Here is an 18,314-nt window from a genome sequence, read left to right as displayed (position 1 = left end):
TGTTAAACTTAATATGAAAGGAGGATGAGGCTATGGAATGGGTTCAAAGAATGACAGCGACTGTGGATTATATTGAAGGACATTTAACTGATGATATCATGTATGATGAGGTGTCAAAAATTGCTTGTTGTTCCATGCATCAGTTTGGACGTGTTTTTTCTTATATTATTGGTATATCTTTAGCGGAATATATCCGTCGCAGGAGATTAACCCTTGCGGCACTAGAACTTCAGAGCAGTGACACAAAAGTAATTGATGTAGCTTTGAAGTATGGATATAATTCACCGGATGCTTTTACTCGTGCCTTCGTTGAAATGCACGGAATAACTCCAAAGGGAGCGCGCACTTTAGGGGTAAAACTTAAGGCCTATCCGCCCATCACTTTTCATATTTCAATAAAAGGAGATGTTGAGATGGAATATCGTATTGAAGAAAAGAAAGGGATAAATTTAGTGGGGCTTGTTAGACAAATAAAGAGGCAGTCCGCAAACGCTACAGCTAACGATTGGAAGGAATCTTCAGGTGAAGCATGGGAGCTATGGAATGAATTTTTGAATGGAGGCATTGATAGGAAACTAGCATGTGATTACAAACTTTATCGCAGCCCTATGTGGCAGATGGGTTTTACTCAGACACTAGAAAATGGAGAAACATTAATGGCTATTGGTGCTGAAGTAGATGAAAATGTTGTAACAGATTTGCAAAGTTATACTATACCAGCGAGCAAATGGGCAGTTTTTACTGTGAGAGGTAGCTTAAGTAGTAAAGAACATCCAATTGATGCCGTTTGGACAAGAATAACAACAGAATGGCTTCCTTCATCTGGATATGAGAGGTCAGCAAACTATGAAATTGAGGTTTATCCACCAGGAAATACAAATGAGGATAACTATACCTGTGAAATATGGGTTCCTGTAAACAAACAAAAGTAGGGTTGCAAAATATAAAAATATGGAATATATAAACAATTTATGGTAAAATATTAGCATATTAAAATTGAATTCGATGATTCTCACAAGTGTGATATTCTCTATGAAAGTAATATTGTGGGGTTTCAAGGCATAATGTATTTAATCCATCACTAAAGATTTTAGGGTAACCAACATAGGAGCAATATAAAGGCTAGAGTTTAGAAGATTTATTATAAAACTCTAGCCTTTAACTAAAGCAAAATTATAAAATCCATGAAAAAAATTATTAGTCATCTAAGGAGAATAAGTATGAAATTAGTGTATCGGTTATTATTTGGCTTACATTTGTTTGTTGGAATTGGTGCCATGGCTGGAGGATTAGCAGCAATTATTAACCCATTAGAGCCTTTGGGCATGCCACTTGAACCACTAAAAAATTCCCCATTTACTAATTATTTAATACCTGGAATTATTTTGTTTGCTATTATAGGGCTTGGTAATATTTTAAGTACTTTGGCACTTTACAGTAAATCAAAATTTCGAGGTTACATAAGTGGTGTTTTTGGTGGGACTTTGATGATTTGGATAATAGTTCAATGTATAATGCTAAGAGCAGTGGCTCTTTTGCATGTTTTATTTTTTATTATCGGATTAGTCCAAGCCGCATTAGCAAGTGTTGTTTTATTTGAAAAAGGATTATTTCCAACAAATATAGTAATAAGACTTTACAAAGAAATGAAAAAAGAAGTTTAAACAAAGGTTAGAATGAATATTTAAGGAGAAGAATTTAATGGAGGTATGTTTAAGAAAAGCAGGATTAGAAGATGCACAGATTATTCATGAAATGCAAGTTAAAGCTTTTGAAAGTTTATTAGAGAAATATGAGGACTATAAAACTAACCCAGGAAATGAATCAATAGAAAAGGTAATTAGAAGGATTAATGAAGAACAGAGTGATTATTACCTTATTAATATGGACAAGGTTACTGTCGGAGCAATTAGAGTAGTAAAGGTTGAAAATATGATTTACCGTGTTAGCCCTATATTTGTATTACCAGAATACCAAGGTAAGGGCATAGCTCAAAAGGTTTTTAAATTAATTGAGACCTTGCATAGTGAGGCTATGGAATGGAGATTGGATACCATATTGCAAGAAAAGGGAAATTGCTACTTATATGAAAAGCTGGGCTATATAAAAACAGGAGAAACAAAAATAGTTAATGAAAAATTAACCATTGTGTTTTACAGAAAGGAATTTTAATGCATTGTATTGAATTTTGGACAAGGAGTGATACCTATGAAAAATATAGAAATAAGCAGACCGAGGATTGAAGATATAGAAGAAATCAATAAATTCTTTGAAATTGTGCTTAGAGATACTTTTGAGAGAAATGGGATTTTAGAATTAGTAGATGTCTTTGAAAATGAAATTATTGATAAGAGAAGATGTTTAAATCAGGATATGGAAAGCCATGGTAAGGACAGGTTTTTTCTTATAGCAAAAGTGGGAGAGAAAATAGTTGGATCAATTGAATATGGACCTTCCAATGAACTAATAGATACCTGCACAAAGGGAAAATTAAAGGCTGTAGTCGAAATAGGAACAGTGTTTGTTCATCCTGAATACCAAAAGCAAGGTGTTGGGAACAGAATGCTAAATGCAATATTTAAAGAACTTCATAGAAAAGGAATAGAGGAATTTTGCTTTGACAGTGGTTATAAAAGTGCACAGAAAATATGGATAAGTAAGTTTGGAAATCCTGAGTATCATTTAAAAGATTTTTGGGGTGAAGGTGAGGACCATATGGTATGGCGAATAAATATAGAAGATGTATTAAAATAAATAATTATAGCTTGGAACAGTGATTAAATAACTACGTGTAGAAGGGAAGAAGTTAAATACAAAATAGTTTAGTGTTTTAGCTATGGAGATGAGATTTATGAAAGAAAATTTAATGATTATAGTTTCAGGGGCTCCAGCTGCTGGAAAAACTACCTTGAGTAAGGATTTAGCTGAAAGATTTAATTTACCAGTAATTAATAAGGATGAGATTAAAGAATTACTTTTTGATACTATAGGAATACGAGACGAAGAATGGGGACTTAAGCTTGGAGGTGCAAGCTTTGATCTTACCTATTTATTTACTGAAAAACTTTTACAAACAGGAAAACCCTTTATTGTAGAAGGTAACTTTGATAATAGGTATTCAACAAAATCTTTCTTAGATATAAAAAAAAGGCATCCATATAAAGTAATTCAATTATTTTGTTATTGTGAAGCTCATATCCTTTACGAAAGATTCATAGATAGAAATAATTCAGGTGAAAGACATATAGGGCATATTAGACCGGTAGAAAGCTTTGAGGAATATAATAAAAATATAAACAATAGAGAGTTTAAGCTAAATATAGAAAATAGCATAACTATAGATATTGATACTACAGATTTTAAGGCAGTTAATTTTGAAGAAATCTATGAAAGGGTTAAGAATACCCTAGATTTATATAAATTTTAAACTTGCACTCTGAGGGATAATCAAATTCTTCAAAGGATTTGGAGAGCGTAGGTTATGAAATAGGTTGTCAGATTTATAGTGAAGAACATAGAGGTAAGGGCTATTGTAGTGCCATAAACAATTTTCAAATATAGATTATTTATACAAAGTGTAGTTAAAGATGCATTTGTAGAAATGGAGAATAAAATATGGAAGAAGAGATATATAATTATTTAGAGAAATTTGAAGAGGAAACCAAGCAAAGGTTCTACGAGCTATATAAGCTTATTTATGCAAGTACTTCTCAGAATATTGAAGAGAAATTATGGGCTAAATTGCCATCATTTTATATAGAGAATAATGTTGTTCGACTTATTCCATTTAAAGATCATATTAATATTCAAGCAAAAGCTGCTGTTTTACATGAAAATGAATTGGAAGAATATAAGATAACACCAAAAGGTATGTTGCAAGTTTTTCATAAACAACAGATTCCCTGTGAATTGTTTAAAACAATATTTAAAGAAAGTTATGAATAAATTATATTAGTTAACTTTATTTTAAAGAGCAGCTAATCTTAAATTTCATATTACGGTAAAGTATAAAAATGAAATTTATAAAGCACATTAAATAAGTTGTAAAGGAGATAATTATGAGTAATCCTAAGATCATGATTCTAGGTACATTTCACTTTGAAACTAAAGAAGGTACTGATATTATTAAGATTCAAAATGAAAATAGGCAAAAAGAATTATCTGAAATTATAAATAAAATATCAGAATTTCAACCAAATAAGTTATGTGTTGAATTGAGACCTAGTGAAGAGGAAAAATATAATAAGATTTTTCAAGAGTTTTTAGAAGATCCTACATTAGATTTAAATGGAAAATTAGGTGAATATAAAATAAAAGGAGCAGATTATAATATTACTGAATCTACGGATGAGCGTATAAAATTTGCTTTTGATTTAGGGAAATATAATAGAATAAACTATATAAATTGTATTGATTATTTTGATGGATGGTCTCAGCCTAAGGTGTTTGAAAAGGCAAAAGAAGATGATGTAGCATATAAAAAGTTAGAAGATTCATATATGAGGTTTGCAAATGCGTTCTACAGCACGTTCAACGAATCAGCTAGTATAGAAAAGATATTTAGATTTTTCAATGATAAAGAAACCAATGAGCTTCAACACTCAACTTCATTTTTACCCTTTAATGAAATTGGAGTAGGTGAGGATTCAGTAGGAGTAGATTTTGTAGCTTCATGGTACAAAAGAAATTTACATATTTTTTCTAACTTAAAAAGTATTTCTAAAGAAGAAGACCGTATATTAGTGCTATATGGTGCAGGTCACTTAAAACTTTTAAGAGACTTTATTAAGGATTCACTTGACTTAGACTATGTTGAAGCTTTGGATTATTTATTTTAAGTAATAAGATTCTTTTAGAGTTAAAGCTCATGTATTCTTCGAGAATATATAAACTTAGTAGATATAATTGCAAATAAGTATTTAAAGGTAAGGTTAATGATTATGGAAAATAAAAATGTTGAACTTATTATTGCTTTAGTCTTTAAAAATATAGAAGAAAGAAAAGAAAATTATATAATTGGTATTGATGGGTATAGTTGTGCTGGTAAGACTTCCATAACTGAGCAATTAGTGAAGCATTTTAAAGAAAAATACCCAGTGCAAGTTTTTCATATAGATGATTATATTACTACTAGAGAGCAAAGATATAGCACAGGATATGAACAATGGTACGAGCTTTTTTATTTACAGTGGAATGAAATTTATATTAGAGATCATTTGTTTAAATCACTTAAAAGTAATGATGTAGAGTTAAAATTAAATTGTTATAATAAGGAAAAAGATGTGATAACTGAGAGGAGCTATAAGATAGCTTCAAGAAGTATAGTAATTGTTGAGGGAGTTTATCTTCAAAGGAAATGTTGGAGAGATTTCTTTGATTATATGATTTTTGTAGATTGCCCAAGAGATGTGAGATTTGAAAGAGAAATAATTAGAAGTCATCATAAGGGTGATCTTAGTCAGGTTATCGAGAAATATAAGGAACGTTACTGGGCAGCTGAGGAGTACTATGATAAAACCTTTGAACCTCTAAGGTCAGCCAATTTAGTTATAAATAATTGCTAATGGGCTGAAACCCGTAGAATCACCATATTTCATTAAGGGAACAGTTGCTGGTTCACCCATAGTTAAGCATTAACTTTTGTTCCCTATAAGTAAATAATAGCATGAATTTTGTGTGGATAATTATTAAACTATTTTTACAACAGTACCTATCCATACATATTTAACTAAATCAAGAATATCTTTATTATACATCCGAATACAACCGTTAGATACGGATTTCCCTATGGAAGAGGGGTTGTTAGTTCCATGTATTCCGTAATCGCCATAGGGGGCATCTAGACCTAGCCATCTCACTCCAAAGGGGCCACCAGGATTTATAGCTGCATTTTCAATTTTAAAGGTGCCTATAGGAGTAGGAGTTGAGGGTTTGCCAGTAGCTATTGGGTAGGATTTAAATATTTTATTGTCTTTTATCAAATAAAGGCGCTTTTCGTTTGGCTTAATAGTTATTCGATAGTCTGCTCGAAAGCCTTCTGAGTAGTACTCGTAAGGGTAGTTTTTTAGCATTAAAATACCTCCTAGTATTGATTTGAGAAAGATGTTGATATTTGACAATTATCAATACATTTTATGCATATATGTAGGAGGCTGTTCTTATAATTTACTATAAGATTTATTGGAGGTGATAAAATGAGATTTGAATTAGCTGTAAAGGAACAACTCAAAATACTCTGTGCAAAGTCTGTAGGTATGACTTTTGGCGGCAATTTGCACAGAGACAAGTAATATAGTCGCTCTTACTAAAGCATATTTCTAAGTATAAATAAAATAAATGAAGATACTGATTTATTTGTTTTTGAAAATGCCTAAGTAAAATTAATACCTTTACGGGCTTTGTTTCCTTAATTTAAATAAAGATTTAAGGAGCTGAGCTTTGTGAAATATGTAAAAGTTGAAAGTGTTTTACCTGATAATTTAATTAAGGAAATTCAAAAGTATATTCAAGGTGAATATATTTATATTCCATCTCCACCAAATACACGAAAAAAGTGGGGAGAGAGCTCAGGTAATCGTGAGTATATAAGAAAGAGAAATGAAGATATATACAATAAATATTGCAGTGGATGTAAGATTAAAGATTTAGCAGAAGAATATTATCTTTCAGTTGAAAGTATTAAGAGAATTGTATATAAAAAAAGTTCATAAGATGAAAGCTACTACTCAAATTTAGAGTGGTAGCTTTTTGTGTTAGGAAAAATATGGAAGTGTTTATAACATTTTTATAACCTAAGGCTAGGCTACATAGGTTACTATTTTAAAAATTCAAGTTGGTAGCTTGGCTTCAAATCCAGTGATGCTCCAAATTTTTGAGAAGCTGTTATAAAACATATAAAAGCTAGAAGTTCAGAGATTTCTTCATCACTAAATTGAGATTTTAATGAATGAAAGGCTTCATCATCGATAATAGAACTTCTTGAAATTATATCTGCAATTTTAGTAGCTATAATAATTTTAGAGTCCGTTATACCGTCTGAAGGCTTACCCTTAGCCATACAATACTCACAGCCATTATTAAAGGCAAGGGTACGTCGTACCTCTTCTTTTAACTGAGAGCTAAAGGTGTTACTTTTAAAAAAACATTCTTCTAAAGCTGACCAATTTTCAAGTATATTTTTATTATGTCCTAACAATTGTTGAAAAGGTGTTAATCCTTCTTGTGAATAATTTATTCTTGCCATGATAATCCTCCTTAAATAGACATATGAATAATTAATTTTCTAAGAGTACTTCGATAAAAATTAACTCAAAGATAGTTAACATAACTTCTAAGTGAACATTGTCACTATAACGGTATAACTTATAAAGTTTTTCCATGGGCTTCAAAATTAAGACCATATTATCCTACAAATATTTTGTAGAATTAAAAAAATCAATACAGTTTCATGTAAAAGGCAAATCTTAATTTTGCTAACCTATAATAAAATTATAGTTGCTATGGAAATAATATTGTATTTCAAGTAGAATATAATTTAAAAATAAATATATCAAGTAAAATAAATTTTAGGAGAATAAATTACAAATGAAATTTGATGAAATTGATATGCTAATTTTGAAGGAACTACAAGAGGATAGTAGATTATCTATAAGGGAGTTAGCAAAAAGAATTAACCTATCACCACCGTCAGTTACTGAGCGGGTTAGAAAACTTGAGGATGAAGGCATAATTGAAGGATACACAATCAAAGTAAACAAAAAGAAGCTAGGATTATCTATAGACTGCATAATCAAGGTTACCATGAAAAATGGAGGCTATGAAAGATTTAAGAGGTTTATCAAGGATTATAAAAGAAGTGAATGGTGTTATAGGATTGCTGGGGATGGGTGTTTTTTAGTTAAGTTATCAGTTGGTGAGCTAAATGAAATAGAAGATTTTATAAATAGTGTTTCTGAATATGCTACAACACAAACCATAGTAGCTTTTTCTGAAGTGGATATTAACAACAGTATTGTTAAGTTCGTAGAAAAATAAAATTCACCTAGAAAACTGAAGTCAGTTGTCTAGGTGAATTTTAATAATTATCTAGATAAACACTCTTACATTTTCCTGTTATAGTACTTAAAGCTAATAACGTAGGTTATTAAGAAACAAGAAACTATAAACATAGGAACTTGAAATAATATTGGATAAAATATGCCTCCTATTAATGCAGTGACATATAAGGTAACATACTATACATTTATTTTTGCAAATTAAATTTAACTACTAGTTAAGTTTTAAGGATGGTATTAAACTAGGGGTCCATTGGTATATAGATTAAAGTGATATATACTAAAACTATAGGATCCTAGAGTAAATTTATGGAGTGATAATAAATGGAAAAGTTATTAGTAGGAGAAGTTATCTACAGGTTAAGAAAAGAAAAGGGAGTTACTCAAGATCAACTTGCAAACTTTATTGGTGTATCTACAGCAGCGGTATCAAAGTGGGAAAGCGGAATTTCCTATCCTGACATTACTTTACTGCCAGTTTTAGCCACCTTCTTTAATATTACAATTGATACCCTTTTAAATTTTAAAGTTGAACTTTCAGAAGATGAAGTTAAGAACTTGTTTAGTGAATGTGAGAAATTATTTAGTAGTGGGAAGCTAGATGAGGCTATATATAAGAGTAAGGGTTATCTATCAAAATATCCTAATAGCTATTATTTAAAGCTAAGAATAGGCTTTCTCTTTACTATGTATTCTTGGAAAAGTTCAAGTGAAGAACAGGGTATGAAGATGATTGGCGAGTCTATTGAACTATTTGAAGATGTTTCTAAAAATTGTTCTAACGTAGAATTGTGTGAGCAAGCCCTATTCCAATTAGGTGCATTATATCCAACAGTAGAAGAGGAGGATAAGGCCGTAGAGTGCTTAAATAAAATTAGAAAAAGCCAACTTGATCCTAATTTAATACTTACAAACATCTATATTGAAAAGAAGGAGTTAAAAAAGGCAAGGGAAATATTACAGAGTAATTTATATAAGAATATTAATGAAATTTCTCTAATTTGTTTAGGCCTTATAAATTCCTACATGAAAGAGGAGAAAAAAGATTTAAATATTATAGAAAAATATCATAACTTAGCTCTTAATGTGAAAAAAGCTTTATCACCGGAAGGAGATTCAGTAATAGGATTATCCAATGAGTATTTATATTATGCTATAAATTATTTAAAGTTTAATGAAACCTCTAAGGCAATTGAAATGCTTGAGCGCATGGTAGAAGATATGAAAAGAAATGATATTAATAAGAGGAGGGAGTTTTCTACAATTTGGTGCTTTAATGAGATTCCCCAAGGTAAGCGTACAATAACTATGAATTTGTATGAGAATATGTTTAAAATCCTTGAAGGAAAAGAATTTGATTTAATTAGCGATAAAGAAGAATTTACTAAGATACTTAAGGAGTTGAAGAGTTTAGAGAAAATCTCTTTAAGTTGTGGTTAAAATCTATAAAAACAATAAATAGATTTATAAGATAAAAGCATTTCTACTAGGAAGTGCTTTTATTGCTATTCTTGTAGTTAGTTTATATTTTACTAAAGTGATATAATTTTATTAGTATACTAATATGTGGGGGATTGAAATTGGAGAATTTAGACATAAAAATAACTAATAAGATTAAAGAAAAGATGAGTATGAATAAAGTAACTACAGAATCTCTTAGGTTAGGAATACTTCTAGCTATTGTAGGAGGATTTTTGGATGCATACACTTACGTTGGTAGGGGAGGAATTTTTGCTAATGCTCAAACAGGAAACATTGTACTAGTGAGCATAGAGATTTCAAAGGGACAATGGATTCAGGCACTTCTTCATATGCCTCCTATTTTAGCATTTATAGCTGGGGTAGTGGTTGCTGAGACTATAAAGAAGTCTCCACCAAGGTTTTTTATAAGGGATTCTGTAAGAACTATTTTATTACTGGAGATAGTAGTACTTTTTATCATAGGATTTGTTCCCAATACGGTACCTAATAGCTTTGTAACTGTTACTATTTCTTTTGTAGCCTCTGTTCAGGTAGCTACCTTTAGAAAACTTCATGCTTACCCATATAGCACCACCATGTCCACAGGAAATTTATATTTTGCCTCACAAGCAGCTTATGTTGCTGTAGTGAATAAAGATAAAAAATCAGCTTTAAAAGCACTAGAGTATTTTACTATTATTTTTTCTTTTATAGTAGGAGCTTTTCTAGGGGGATTAACAACCTCATATATGGGTGTTAAAGCAATATGGGGTGCTGCTATTGTGTTAGTTCTTGCTGTTACTTTACTTAGCATAAGTGAAGTTAAAAGAAGCACTACTGGAAGTAATGCGTTAAGTGACTAAAAGCGATAAGAAGTATTTGCACTTAAAAAGGTAGCGAAGTAATTTTATGTTTTAGGGGTGAGTTAATGTTAAATTGGGTTTTGAGTATTTTATTTATTACAATTATTGTAAGGGACTTTAAAATTACTAAAGAATTATTAATAAGAGCTAAGAAAAAAAACATTGATAAAATATTTCTTTTAATATGTATTGGTGTGTTACTATATATTACTTACAGGTTTGCAAAGATTCAAATACACTATTTTATGGGAATATTAAGTGTGGTTTTAATTATAGCTGGTTATTTAAAAGAAGGAATAACTCTAAAGGGATTTGCTTCTATGTATAGGGGTGCACAGTTTATTTCTTGGAATAAGGTAAGAAATATTAACATAAATAAAGGCGAAACCATAAAGGTTTCATATAGTGGAGAAGGATTTCATCATAATCTTTGCTTTGAAAAAGAGAACTATGATAAGATAGTTGAATTATTAAATGAAAAATTACCTAGTATAGTAGTAAACATAGACTTTGATCCTATGTAAAAAATAGGAATATTGAAATTATAATTAGAACTTATTTATATATGAGTGATATTGGCTGCTTTAAGGCTTTACACAAGAATAAAGTACAGAGTTACCTAAAAAGTCTATATCAGTTAAAGATAATGGGAAAAGATGCCTTCTATAGGTTCAAAGAGTTGAAAGGATAACAATTTAAATATGAGAATAAATAAACTACTTAGTAATTACGGAATTTGTTCAAGGAAAGATGCCAATAGAATAATAAAACAGGGAAGAATAATTGTAAACGGACAGCTTTGTGAACCTGGTCAATGGGTAGAAGAATATGATAGCATTCTATTGGACAATGAACCTATTAAACCAAAGGAGAAGGTTTATATTGTTTTAAATAAACCAGTAGGAATTACATGCACTTTAGCAAGGGACGTTAAAGATAACATAATTGATTTTATGAGTTATCCAGACTATATATTTCCAGTGGGAAGACTAGATAAGGAATCGCAAGGGTTAATATTAATGACTAATGATGGAGACCTTGGAAATAAAATTTTAGAATCTGATAATGGGCATGAAAAGGAATATATAGTAACTGTAAATAAACCTTTTCATGATAATTTCATAAATGGGATGAGTGAAGGTGTTGAAATTTTAGGAGTTAAAACTAGGCCTTGTATTGTAAAAAGAATAAGTAAAGATACCTTTTCTATTATTCTTACCCAAGGGTTAAATAGACAAATTAGGAGAATGACAAAAGCTTTTGGATATGAGGTTATCCACTTAGAAAGGGTTCGAATTATGAATGTAGAGCTTCAAGATTTGGAAATAGGTAAGTGGCGAAACCTAACTGAAGAAGAAGTAAGTGAGTTAAGAAGTTATAATTAAATAAGTAGAGGTGTTGCATAGTGTTATTAGATACATTAAGTTATATAGGTAGCAAATTAAATGGAGAAAACATTACTTGGGCTGTAGGAGCATCCATTTTATTAAACCATTATGGCTTAGTTGATAAACCAAATGATATAGATATTATGGTTCACATAAAAGACATTGAAAAAGCAGATAAGGTTCTGACTTCACTAGGCAAGAAGAAAATACAAGAAAAAGTGTCTACCTATGATACAGAGTACTTTTATGAATATGTGGTTAATGGCATTGATGTGGATGTTATGGCAGGAATGGTTATTAATCATGAAGAAGGGTCATATAAGTACAAGTTTAATAATGAAGCAATAACAAGTAAGAAAATAATAAATGGAATTGAAATACCGCTTACATCTTTGGAAGATTGGTATGTTTTATATCAAGTAATTCCTAATAGAAAAGTAAAAGTAAAACTTATAGAAGATTATATGCTGAACAATGGGGTGAAAAATACAGATTTATTAAAGAGAGCTTTAGAAGGATGTTTGCCTATCGAAGTGAGAAATAGGATTGAAAATTTTATTATACTATAAAGTAAGGTATATGTTTGGATGTCTTATTTTTTATTTTTCGAAGGAGTATACTATTTCTAGAGGAAAGTATGTATTTAGTAGTTATTAATAGAATAATACAATTCATGAATTCTGTACGAAATAAAATTTAGGTATTTGTAGTACGAAAACATAAAGTGAAATAATTGTAAGGAGAGATAGAGATGAATTTAAGGATTCAATATGATTGTCTAGGCATAGATTTTCAGCAGATAACTGATACACTTAAAGCTGTTGGAATGGGATACTTTGATGCTGAAACTCACAGAAAAGCCTTTGAAAATAGCTATACTGTGGTGTTTGTTTTTGATAACGAAAAGTTAATTGGCTTTGGTAGAGCAATTTCAGATGGAGCTTACCAGGCAGGAATTTACGATATTGCAGTTATCTCTGAATATCAAGGGAAGGGTATAGGAAAGGTAGTTGTAGATAATATTTTAAAAACCATTCCACAGTGTAATGTGATTTTATATGCTGCTCCAGGAAAAGATGCATTTTATGAAAAGTTGGGATTCAAAAGAATGAAAACAGGAATGGCATTATTTTTAAATAGTGAGAGAATGCAAGAAAAGGGTTTTATTGAACAATAAACTAGCTTTATTGCTTAATAAATTAGCAGTAATTTTATTTAAGATTTCATTAACAGTGAGGAATCTTAGGTAGAAATTTTACTAAAGATTAATTTCTAAATAGGTAGGTAACTTATAAACATAAATAGTTATTATCAAGTTGAAAAGAGAAAATTAATGCATAAACATAGGACTATAAATATAGGTATGACTATAGGTTTATTATGGGGGGATATTATGTTAGAAATAATTCAAAATAAACTGCCCATTGCAGTTTCAGAGGAGTATAGTATTGACAATATAACTAATGATTTTATAGAGGATCTTTTCAATATTTATAGCAATGAAAAAGTGGCAAAATATATTGCTAGAAAAACTCATAAATCAATTAAAGATACTAAAGAGTTTATAGAGCTAATAAAGGAAAGAATGGAAGAAAACAATAATATATATCTAGGGATTTATACTGTAATTCCTAAGAAACTTGTAGGAGTTATAAGATTACTAAATAAGGAAGAACCCGAGGTTTTAACTATAGGATATGGACTTAGTGTAGAATACTGGGGAAGAGGAATTATGCCTTCAGCAGTAGACAGTTTAATTCCATTTATAAAGGAAGATGGAACATATTCAGTTTTGCGTGCAACAATAAGAGAAGAAAATATAAATTCTCAAAAGTCCATTAAAAAAATGGGCTTTCAGTTAAGTGGAAAGTTAAAAAAAACTGAAATTGTACATGGGAAAGAAGTTGAAAGTGAAAGGTTACTATACTATAAAGAACTTTAAAATTAAGTTGTAGACTAAAGTGTGGTAATATTTGTATAATCATTATATAGGATTATATCTATATAATGATAAGGGACTACTAATGCTTAAGGTAGTTCTTTTTTTAAAATAGGAATGTGAAGGTTTGAAGCAGGGAAATATAAGAAGGTGTACGTAAAGTGTTTATAGTTAGTCTATAGTATTTATTTTCATAGAAGTACTAAAGAAAGGATGTGAACCATTAGTAATAGTTGTTTATAAGATAATTCTAAAACTTACAATAGAAAATAAGATAGGTTTAATGACCTGAAGTATTCTATTAGATCTAATAAAAGTTATATTACAACTATTAGCTAAACAGAGCATATGGACAATAGAGAATTTAGAAATGAACAAGGACTTACTGAAAGTGAATTTATAAGAAATTATGATCCCAATAAATATGATAGACCTAGTGTAACTAATGATGTATTAATATTTACCTTAGATGAGCGTGAAGAAGGAAGCAACTCGCCTCATAAGAAGCTACAGCTTTTGCTTATACAAAGAAGAGATCATCCCTCTATTCACAAATGGGCACTTCCAGGCGGGTTTTTAAATATGGATGAGGATTTAATCCAGGGAGCTTACAGAGAGCTTGAAGAAGAAACTGGAGTAACTGACATTTATGTAGAGCAATTAGGTGCTTTTGGTGAGATGTACATCGATAAGGATAGAACTATTCCAAGAGACCCAAGAACTAGAATTATAACAGTAGGTAACATCGCACTTATTCCTAAAGATAAGTTAAAACCAGAAGCAGGGGATGATGCTGAAAATGTGATGTTGTTTAATGTGGAAACTGAGTTTTTGGGCAAAAAGGTCTATGAAGAATATTTTACCAAAACTAATATCTTACACCTTACCTCTGAGGATAAAAAAACTAAAATTTCTTATAAGGTGGAAGAAAAGATTAGTAATGATGCTATGAGAAAGAAAGAGTTGAATTATAGCCTTTTAGATAGCAGTACTGATTCCTTAGCAGCAGATCATTTTAAATTAATATTTTGTGGTTTGAATAGGATAAGAAAAGAAATTGAATACACTCCTATAGCCTTAAACTTGTTGCTTAAAACCTTTACTTTAAAAGCATTGACCCAGGTTTATGAAGCTATACTTGGAAGAGAAATTGAAAACCTAGAGTGCAAGCTTGGAGATATGGTAGTAAAAGTTAAGGAATGCGAAAATAACACAGTGAGAAGTTCAGAACAATTATATGAGTTAAACGCTAATTGGGAGCATGAGTTTTAGCATTTATAGAAAATCTTCTATAGATTGATTTTAAGTTAAATCTATAGGAGATTTTTAATTTTAGTTAATGTATAATAATTTTTATTATAGAGAACCAGAGTTTAAAATTAACTTATACACGAGTCCTACCCTGGTTCCCTTAAGGGGTTATGAAGATGAATAAGTTAAAATTCTATCATGGAACCCTATAACCTTATTATCTGGAAAGCTTTAAAATATAAGTTGTAATATTATTTTTACATTGCAAGATAATTTTAGACAACTTATATAAAAGAGAATGCAAATTTGAATTAGATATATTTATGCAGTATCTTTATTGCATTCTATAAATTAAAAGTTGATATAAGGTAGCTAGAAAATATAGTAAAGTATTTGGAGGTAATTATGGAGAAAATCAATATTTTAGGTACAGGCTGTGCCATGGTAACTAAATGCTACAATACTTGTTTTACACTAAGCAACGGAGAGGAACATTTCTTAGTAGATACAGGTGGAGGAAACACCATACTGACTAATTTGGAAAAGCTAAATATACCTATAATTAAAATTCATCATGTTTTTATATCTCATAGACATAATGATCATATTACAGGAATTATATGGATTATTAGAGCTATTGCTCAACAAATTATTAATGGAAAATATGAAGGGAATTTGAAGATTTACTGTCATAAGGAGAATATTGAAGCTATCAGAATCCTTTCCAGCTTACTTTTAGATAAGAAATTCACTAACTACATTGATGATAAAATTCTATTTATAGAAATAAATCATGATCATAAAGAACAGATATTAACTTGGGATATTGAGTTCTTTGATATTGGAAGCACAAAACAATTACAATTTGGATTTACAACCATATTAAACAATAAGAAAAAAATTACCTTCCTAGGGGACGAGCCTTATAGAGAAGTATTATTTGACTATGCAAATGAAGCAGACTACTTACTTCATGAAGCCTTTTGCTTGTACTCCCAAAGAGAGATATTCAAACCCTATGATAAACATCATGTCACAGTAAAAGAGGCCTGTGAAAATGCAGCTAGGCTAAAAGTTAAAAATCTAATAATGTATCATACTGAAGATAAGAATATAGTAGAGAGAAAAAAATTATACACAGAAGAAGGAAGAGAATATTTCATGGGAAATATTTTAGTTCCTGATGACTTAGAAGTAGTTAATTTATAAATAACTACTTTTTAATAAAAAGTTAATAAAGTAAAATTTAAAATAAAATGCAATTTTATTGCTTTTCACAGTAAGAAATATTCTAATAGGACAATTCACCTAGCCTTTATTTTAGGGATACTGCTTTATAATTATGATGACAAGGTGAGTTGTAATTTATAAAATTGAAAAATATTGTTTTGGAAAAATTTGAATTTATTTAACAAAAGTAATATACTTATCTAAGAATTAACAATGTTATAATAATTAACATTAGTATATAGGGAGATGAGTTTTTGAGTAGTTTTATCACATTAATGTACCATGAAATTATAAAAAGGGAAGATTTTACACCTACAGTTAATCAGGGGATTTGTGTAAGCGATAACTATGTAGATAAATTGCCTACACCTTTATTTTGCTTTTTAGATGAGTTTGAAAAGCAAATGAAGTATTTATACGAAAATGGGTATAAAACATTAACACTTAAAGAGGTGAAGGACTTTTATTATGAAGGAAAGACATTACCTGAAAAGGCTGTACTTTTAACCTTTGATGATTTATTTAAATCTGTATATATTTATGCCTACCCAATACTTAAGAAATACAACTTCCATGCAGTTGGGTTTATGGTTAAGAATTGGATTTTTTCAGAACCACAGGAATATAGTATTGAGAAATCCATTACTATGAGCCTTAAGGAAGTAGAAGAAATTAGTGATGTTTTTGAATTTGCAAATCATACTGCAAGCTTACATAAAAGGGGAAAAGATTATACAGAAGTTCAGATTGCAGAGAAAGCCATTCTTTACAATGACTTAATGAAATGCGAGGAGGTTGTAAACACTAAAGGAGTTTTTGCTTATCCTTTTGGAGGATACAATCAGGGTGTTATAGATAATTTAAAGGAATGGGGATATTTACTAGGCTTTACTTCTGAGCCAGGAAAAAACACCGCTAAAACAAATCCAATGGAACTTTACAGATATGGTGTTTTTATAAACTATGATATAGATAAGTTCATAGAAATGTTTAATAGTTAAGTGATATGAAAATTTGAGGTAAATTAACATATAAATAAGTTGAATCCCTTAATATTTGATTATATTGCTTTAATATATTTTTAAATAACAATGGAGGAATAACATGAAAAAAATATTATCAATACTTACATCAGTTATAATACTAACTACTAGTTTAGGTTTTGCAGGTTGCCAAAGTAAGCCAAAACAAACTGAGCCAATAAAATTTGGACTTCTTCCAGCAGAATCTGCTATACCTTTTATAGTAGCCAAAGAACAAGGTTTTTTTGAAAAGGAAGGATTAAACGTAGAGCTAACTATGTTCAACTCACCTAATGATAGAAACGCAGCAATTCAGGGGAAGCTATTAAATGGTACAATTGCAGATGTTATGACTGCTTTAAGCCTTAATGATGGTGGCTTTAAAATGAAAATTACTTCGGATATAAATGAAGATTTTAAACTATTAACTTCACCAAACTCTGGAATAGATACTTTTCAAAAACTAGATAAAAAAGATGTATCCTTAGTTCCAAACTTTGTTTTGGAATATATTATGGATAAAATGGCAGAAAAAAATAATATAACTTATTCAGTTGTAAATATACCTTCAATTCCTGCCAGATTTGAAGCAATTCTAGCAGATAAAATCAGTGGTGTTATATTTACAGAGCCGCAAGCTACTCAGTTAAAAGAAAAAGGAGCTAAGGTATTAGCTTCTTCTAAAGAATACAATATAAAAGCAGGAGCAGTAATTTTTGATGAGAATACTATAAAAAATAATGCTGAAGGGGTAAAGGCTTTCTATAGAGCTTATAATAAAGCTGTAGAACTTATTAATACAGAAAGTGTAGAGACCTATGGAAGTTATTTAAATAAATATACCTTCTCAGATACTATTAAGAATTACTTAGGTAGTGGAGCAAAATATGAAAAGGCTGGAGCAATACCAAAAGAAACCTTTGAAGATGTATTAAAATGGACTAAGACAAAAAATACTGTGAAAAATGATTATAAATATGAGGATATAGGAAATTTCAATTTTATTAAATAAGATAAAATATTTAGTATTTTTATAATGTGTATTTTGTACAGAGAGATTATAAAGAATAATTAATACATTAACTAGCTAGTAAGCTAAATATTAT

At 29.9% G+C, this 18,314-nt stretch carries 23 protein-coding genes; 21 read left to right on the top strand and 2 right to left on the bottom strand.

The window, feature by feature from the left end; all coding sequences use genetic code 11:
• Positions 1 to 32: 32 nt before the first annotated feature.
• The 8 genes from C661_RS0110330 (at position 33) to C661_RS0110295 (ending at position 5,564) form a co-directional block, all read left to right on the top strand.
• Positions 33 to 932 carry an AraC family transcriptional regulator gene (locus C661_RS0110330; protein ID WP_017415237.1) on the top strand — a complete coding sequence of 300 codons (900 nt, stop codon included), beginning with the start codon at positions 33 to 35 and terminating at the stop codon, positions 930 to 932.
• Positions 933 to 1,220: 288 nt separating this feature from the next.
• A complete protein-coding gene (locus C661_RS0110325) occupies positions 1,221 to 1,664 on the top strand; it encodes a hypothetical protein (protein WP_017415236.1) in 444 nt (147 codons plus the stop codon).
• A 37-nt stretch (positions 1,665 to 1,701) separates the two neighbouring features.
• Positions 1,702 to 2,172, top strand: a complete 471-nt coding sequence (locus C661_RS0110320) for a GNAT family N-acetyltransferase (RefSeq protein ID WP_017415235.1) — start codon at positions 1,702 to 1,704, stop codon at positions 2,170 to 2,172.
• 36 nt (positions 2,173 to 2,208) lie between these two features.
• On the top strand, positions 2,209 to 2,754 hold the full coding sequence (locus C661_RS0110315; protein WP_017415234.1) for a GNAT family N-acetyltransferase: 546 nt from the start codon (positions 2,209 to 2,211) through the stop codon (positions 2,752 to 2,754).
• Positions 2,755 to 2,851: 97 nt separating this feature from the next.
• Entirely contained in the window at positions 2,852 to 3,427 is a 576-nt protein-coding gene (locus tag C661_RS0110310; protein WP_017415233.1) for a P-loop nucleotide/nucleoside kinase family protein, read from the top strand.
• Between the two features lie 188 nt (positions 3,428 to 3,615).
• On the top strand, positions 3,616 to 3,945 hold the full coding sequence (locus tag C661_RS0110305) for a hypothetical protein (RefSeq protein WP_017415232.1): 330 nt from the start codon (positions 3,616 to 3,618) through the stop codon (positions 3,943 to 3,945).
• A gap of 113 nt (positions 3,946 to 4,058) precedes the next feature.
• Positions 4,059 to 4,838: a DUF5694 domain-containing protein gene (locus C661_RS0110300; RefSeq protein ID WP_017415231.1), complete on the top strand. Its 780-nt coding sequence runs from the start codon at positions 4,059 to 4,061 to the stop codon at positions 4,836 to 4,838.
• A 102-nt stretch (positions 4,839 to 4,940) separates the two neighbouring features.
• Positions 4,941 to 5,564 (top strand): nucleoside/nucleotide kinase family protein, encoded by a 624-nt coding sequence (locus C661_RS0110295; protein WP_157785686.1) that lies wholly within the window; start codon positions 4,941 to 4,943, stop codon positions 5,562 to 5,564.
• A gap of 123 nt (positions 5,565 to 5,687) precedes the next feature.
• Here C661_RS0110295 and C661_RS0110290 read toward each other — a convergent pair whose 3' ends face one another.
• Positions 5,688 to 6,071: a L,D-transpeptidase gene (locus tag C661_RS0110290; RefSeq protein WP_017415229.1), complete on the bottom strand. Its 384-nt coding sequence runs from the start codon at positions 6,069 to 6,071 to the stop codon at positions 5,688 to 5,690.
• A 369-nt stretch (positions 6,072 to 6,440) separates the two neighbouring features.
• Here C661_RS0110290 and C661_RS0110280 point away from each other — a divergent pair, with 369 nt between their 5' ends.
• Positions 6,441 to 6,710, top strand: a complete 270-nt coding sequence (locus C661_RS0110280) for a CD3324 family protein (RefSeq protein ID WP_017415227.1) — start codon at positions 6,441 to 6,443, stop codon at positions 6,708 to 6,710.
• 104 nt (positions 6,711 to 6,814) lie between these two features.
• Here C661_RS0110280 and C661_RS0110275 read toward each other — a convergent pair whose 3' ends face one another.
• Positions 6,815 to 7,243: a carboxymuconolactone decarboxylase family protein gene (locus C661_RS0110275; protein ID WP_017415226.1), complete on the bottom strand. Its 429-nt coding sequence runs from the start codon at positions 7,241 to 7,243 to the stop codon at positions 6,815 to 6,817.
• A gap of 341 nt (positions 7,244 to 7,584) precedes the next feature.
• Between C661_RS0110275 and C661_RS0110270 the strand changes: the two genes are divergently transcribed.
• The 12 genes from C661_RS0110270 (at position 7,585) to C661_RS0110215 (ending at position 18,220) form a co-directional block, all read left to right on the top strand.
• Entirely contained in the window at positions 7,585 to 8,034 is a 450-nt protein-coding gene (locus C661_RS0110270) for an Lrp/AsnC family transcriptional regulator (protein WP_017415225.1), read from the top strand.
• Positions 8,035 to 8,378: 344 nt separating this feature from the next.
• Entirely contained in the window at positions 8,379 to 9,494 is a 1,116-nt protein-coding gene (locus C661_RS0110265; protein WP_017415224.1) for a helix-turn-helix domain-containing protein, read from the top strand.
• Positions 9,495 to 9,634: 140 nt separating this feature from the next.
• Positions 9,635 to 10,378: a YoaK family protein gene (locus C661_RS0110260; protein WP_017415223.1), complete on the top strand. Its 744-nt coding sequence runs from the start codon at positions 9,635 to 9,637 to the stop codon at positions 10,376 to 10,378.
• Between the two features lie 65 nt (positions 10,379 to 10,443).
• Entirely contained in the window at positions 10,444 to 10,902 is a 459-nt protein-coding gene (locus tag C661_RS0110255) for a PH domain-containing protein (RefSeq protein WP_017415222.1), read from the top strand.
• A gap of 177 nt (positions 10,903 to 11,079) precedes the next feature.
• Positions 11,080 to 11,763 (top strand): pseudouridine synthase, encoded by a 684-nt coding sequence (locus C661_RS0110250; protein ID WP_017415221.1) that lies wholly within the window; start codon positions 11,080 to 11,082, stop codon positions 11,761 to 11,763.
• A gap of 20 nt (positions 11,764 to 11,783) precedes the next feature.
• Positions 11,784 to 12,335, top strand: a complete 552-nt coding sequence (locus tag C661_RS0110245) for a nucleotidyltransferase family protein (protein ID WP_017415220.1) — start codon at positions 11,784 to 11,786, stop codon at positions 12,333 to 12,335.
• A 182-nt stretch (positions 12,336 to 12,517) separates the two neighbouring features.
• Positions 12,518 to 12,943 carry a GNAT family N-acetyltransferase gene (locus tag C661_RS0110240; RefSeq protein ID WP_017415219.1) on the top strand — a complete coding sequence of 142 codons (426 nt, stop codon included), beginning with the start codon at positions 12,518 to 12,520 and terminating at the stop codon, positions 12,941 to 12,943.
• Positions 12,944 to 13,159: 216 nt separating this feature from the next.
• The gene (locus C661_RS0110235; RefSeq protein WP_017415218.1) at positions 13,160 to 13,708 is read left to right on the top strand and encodes a GNAT family N-acetyltransferase; all 549 of its coding nucleotides are present in this window, start codon (positions 13,160 to 13,162) and stop codon (positions 13,706 to 13,708) included.
• A 345-nt stretch (positions 13,709 to 14,053) separates the two neighbouring features.
• Complete coding sequence (locus tag C661_RS0110230) at positions 14,054 to 14,977, top strand: NUDIX domain-containing protein (RefSeq protein WP_017415217.1); 924 nt, start codon at positions 14,054 to 14,056, stop codon at positions 14,975 to 14,977.
• A 384-nt stretch (positions 14,978 to 15,361) separates the two neighbouring features.
• The gene (locus C661_RS0110225; RefSeq protein ID WP_017415216.1) at positions 15,362 to 16,165 is read left to right on the top strand and encodes an MBL fold metallo-hydrolase; all 804 of its coding nucleotides are present in this window, start codon (positions 15,362 to 15,364) and stop codon (positions 16,163 to 16,165) included.
• Positions 16,166 to 16,440: 275 nt separating this feature from the next.
• Positions 16,441 to 17,187 (top strand): polysaccharide deacetylase family protein, encoded by a 747-nt coding sequence (locus C661_RS0110220; protein ID WP_017415215.1) that lies wholly within the window; start codon positions 16,441 to 16,443, stop codon positions 17,185 to 17,187.
• Between the two features lie 103 nt (positions 17,188 to 17,290).
• Entirely contained in the window at positions 17,291 to 18,220 is a 930-nt protein-coding gene (locus C661_RS0110215; RefSeq protein ID WP_017415214.1) for an ABC transporter substrate-binding protein, read from the top strand.
• Positions 18,221 to 18,314 lie beyond the last annotated feature (94 nt).

Source organism: Clostridium tunisiense TJ (genome assembly GCF_000300195.1).
In the GTDB taxonomy this organism is placed as follows: Bacteria; Bacillota; Clostridia; order Clostridiales; family Clostridiaceae; genus Clostridium_J; species Clostridium_J tunisiense.
This window is presented reverse-complemented; position numbering and strand designations above follow the sequence as displayed.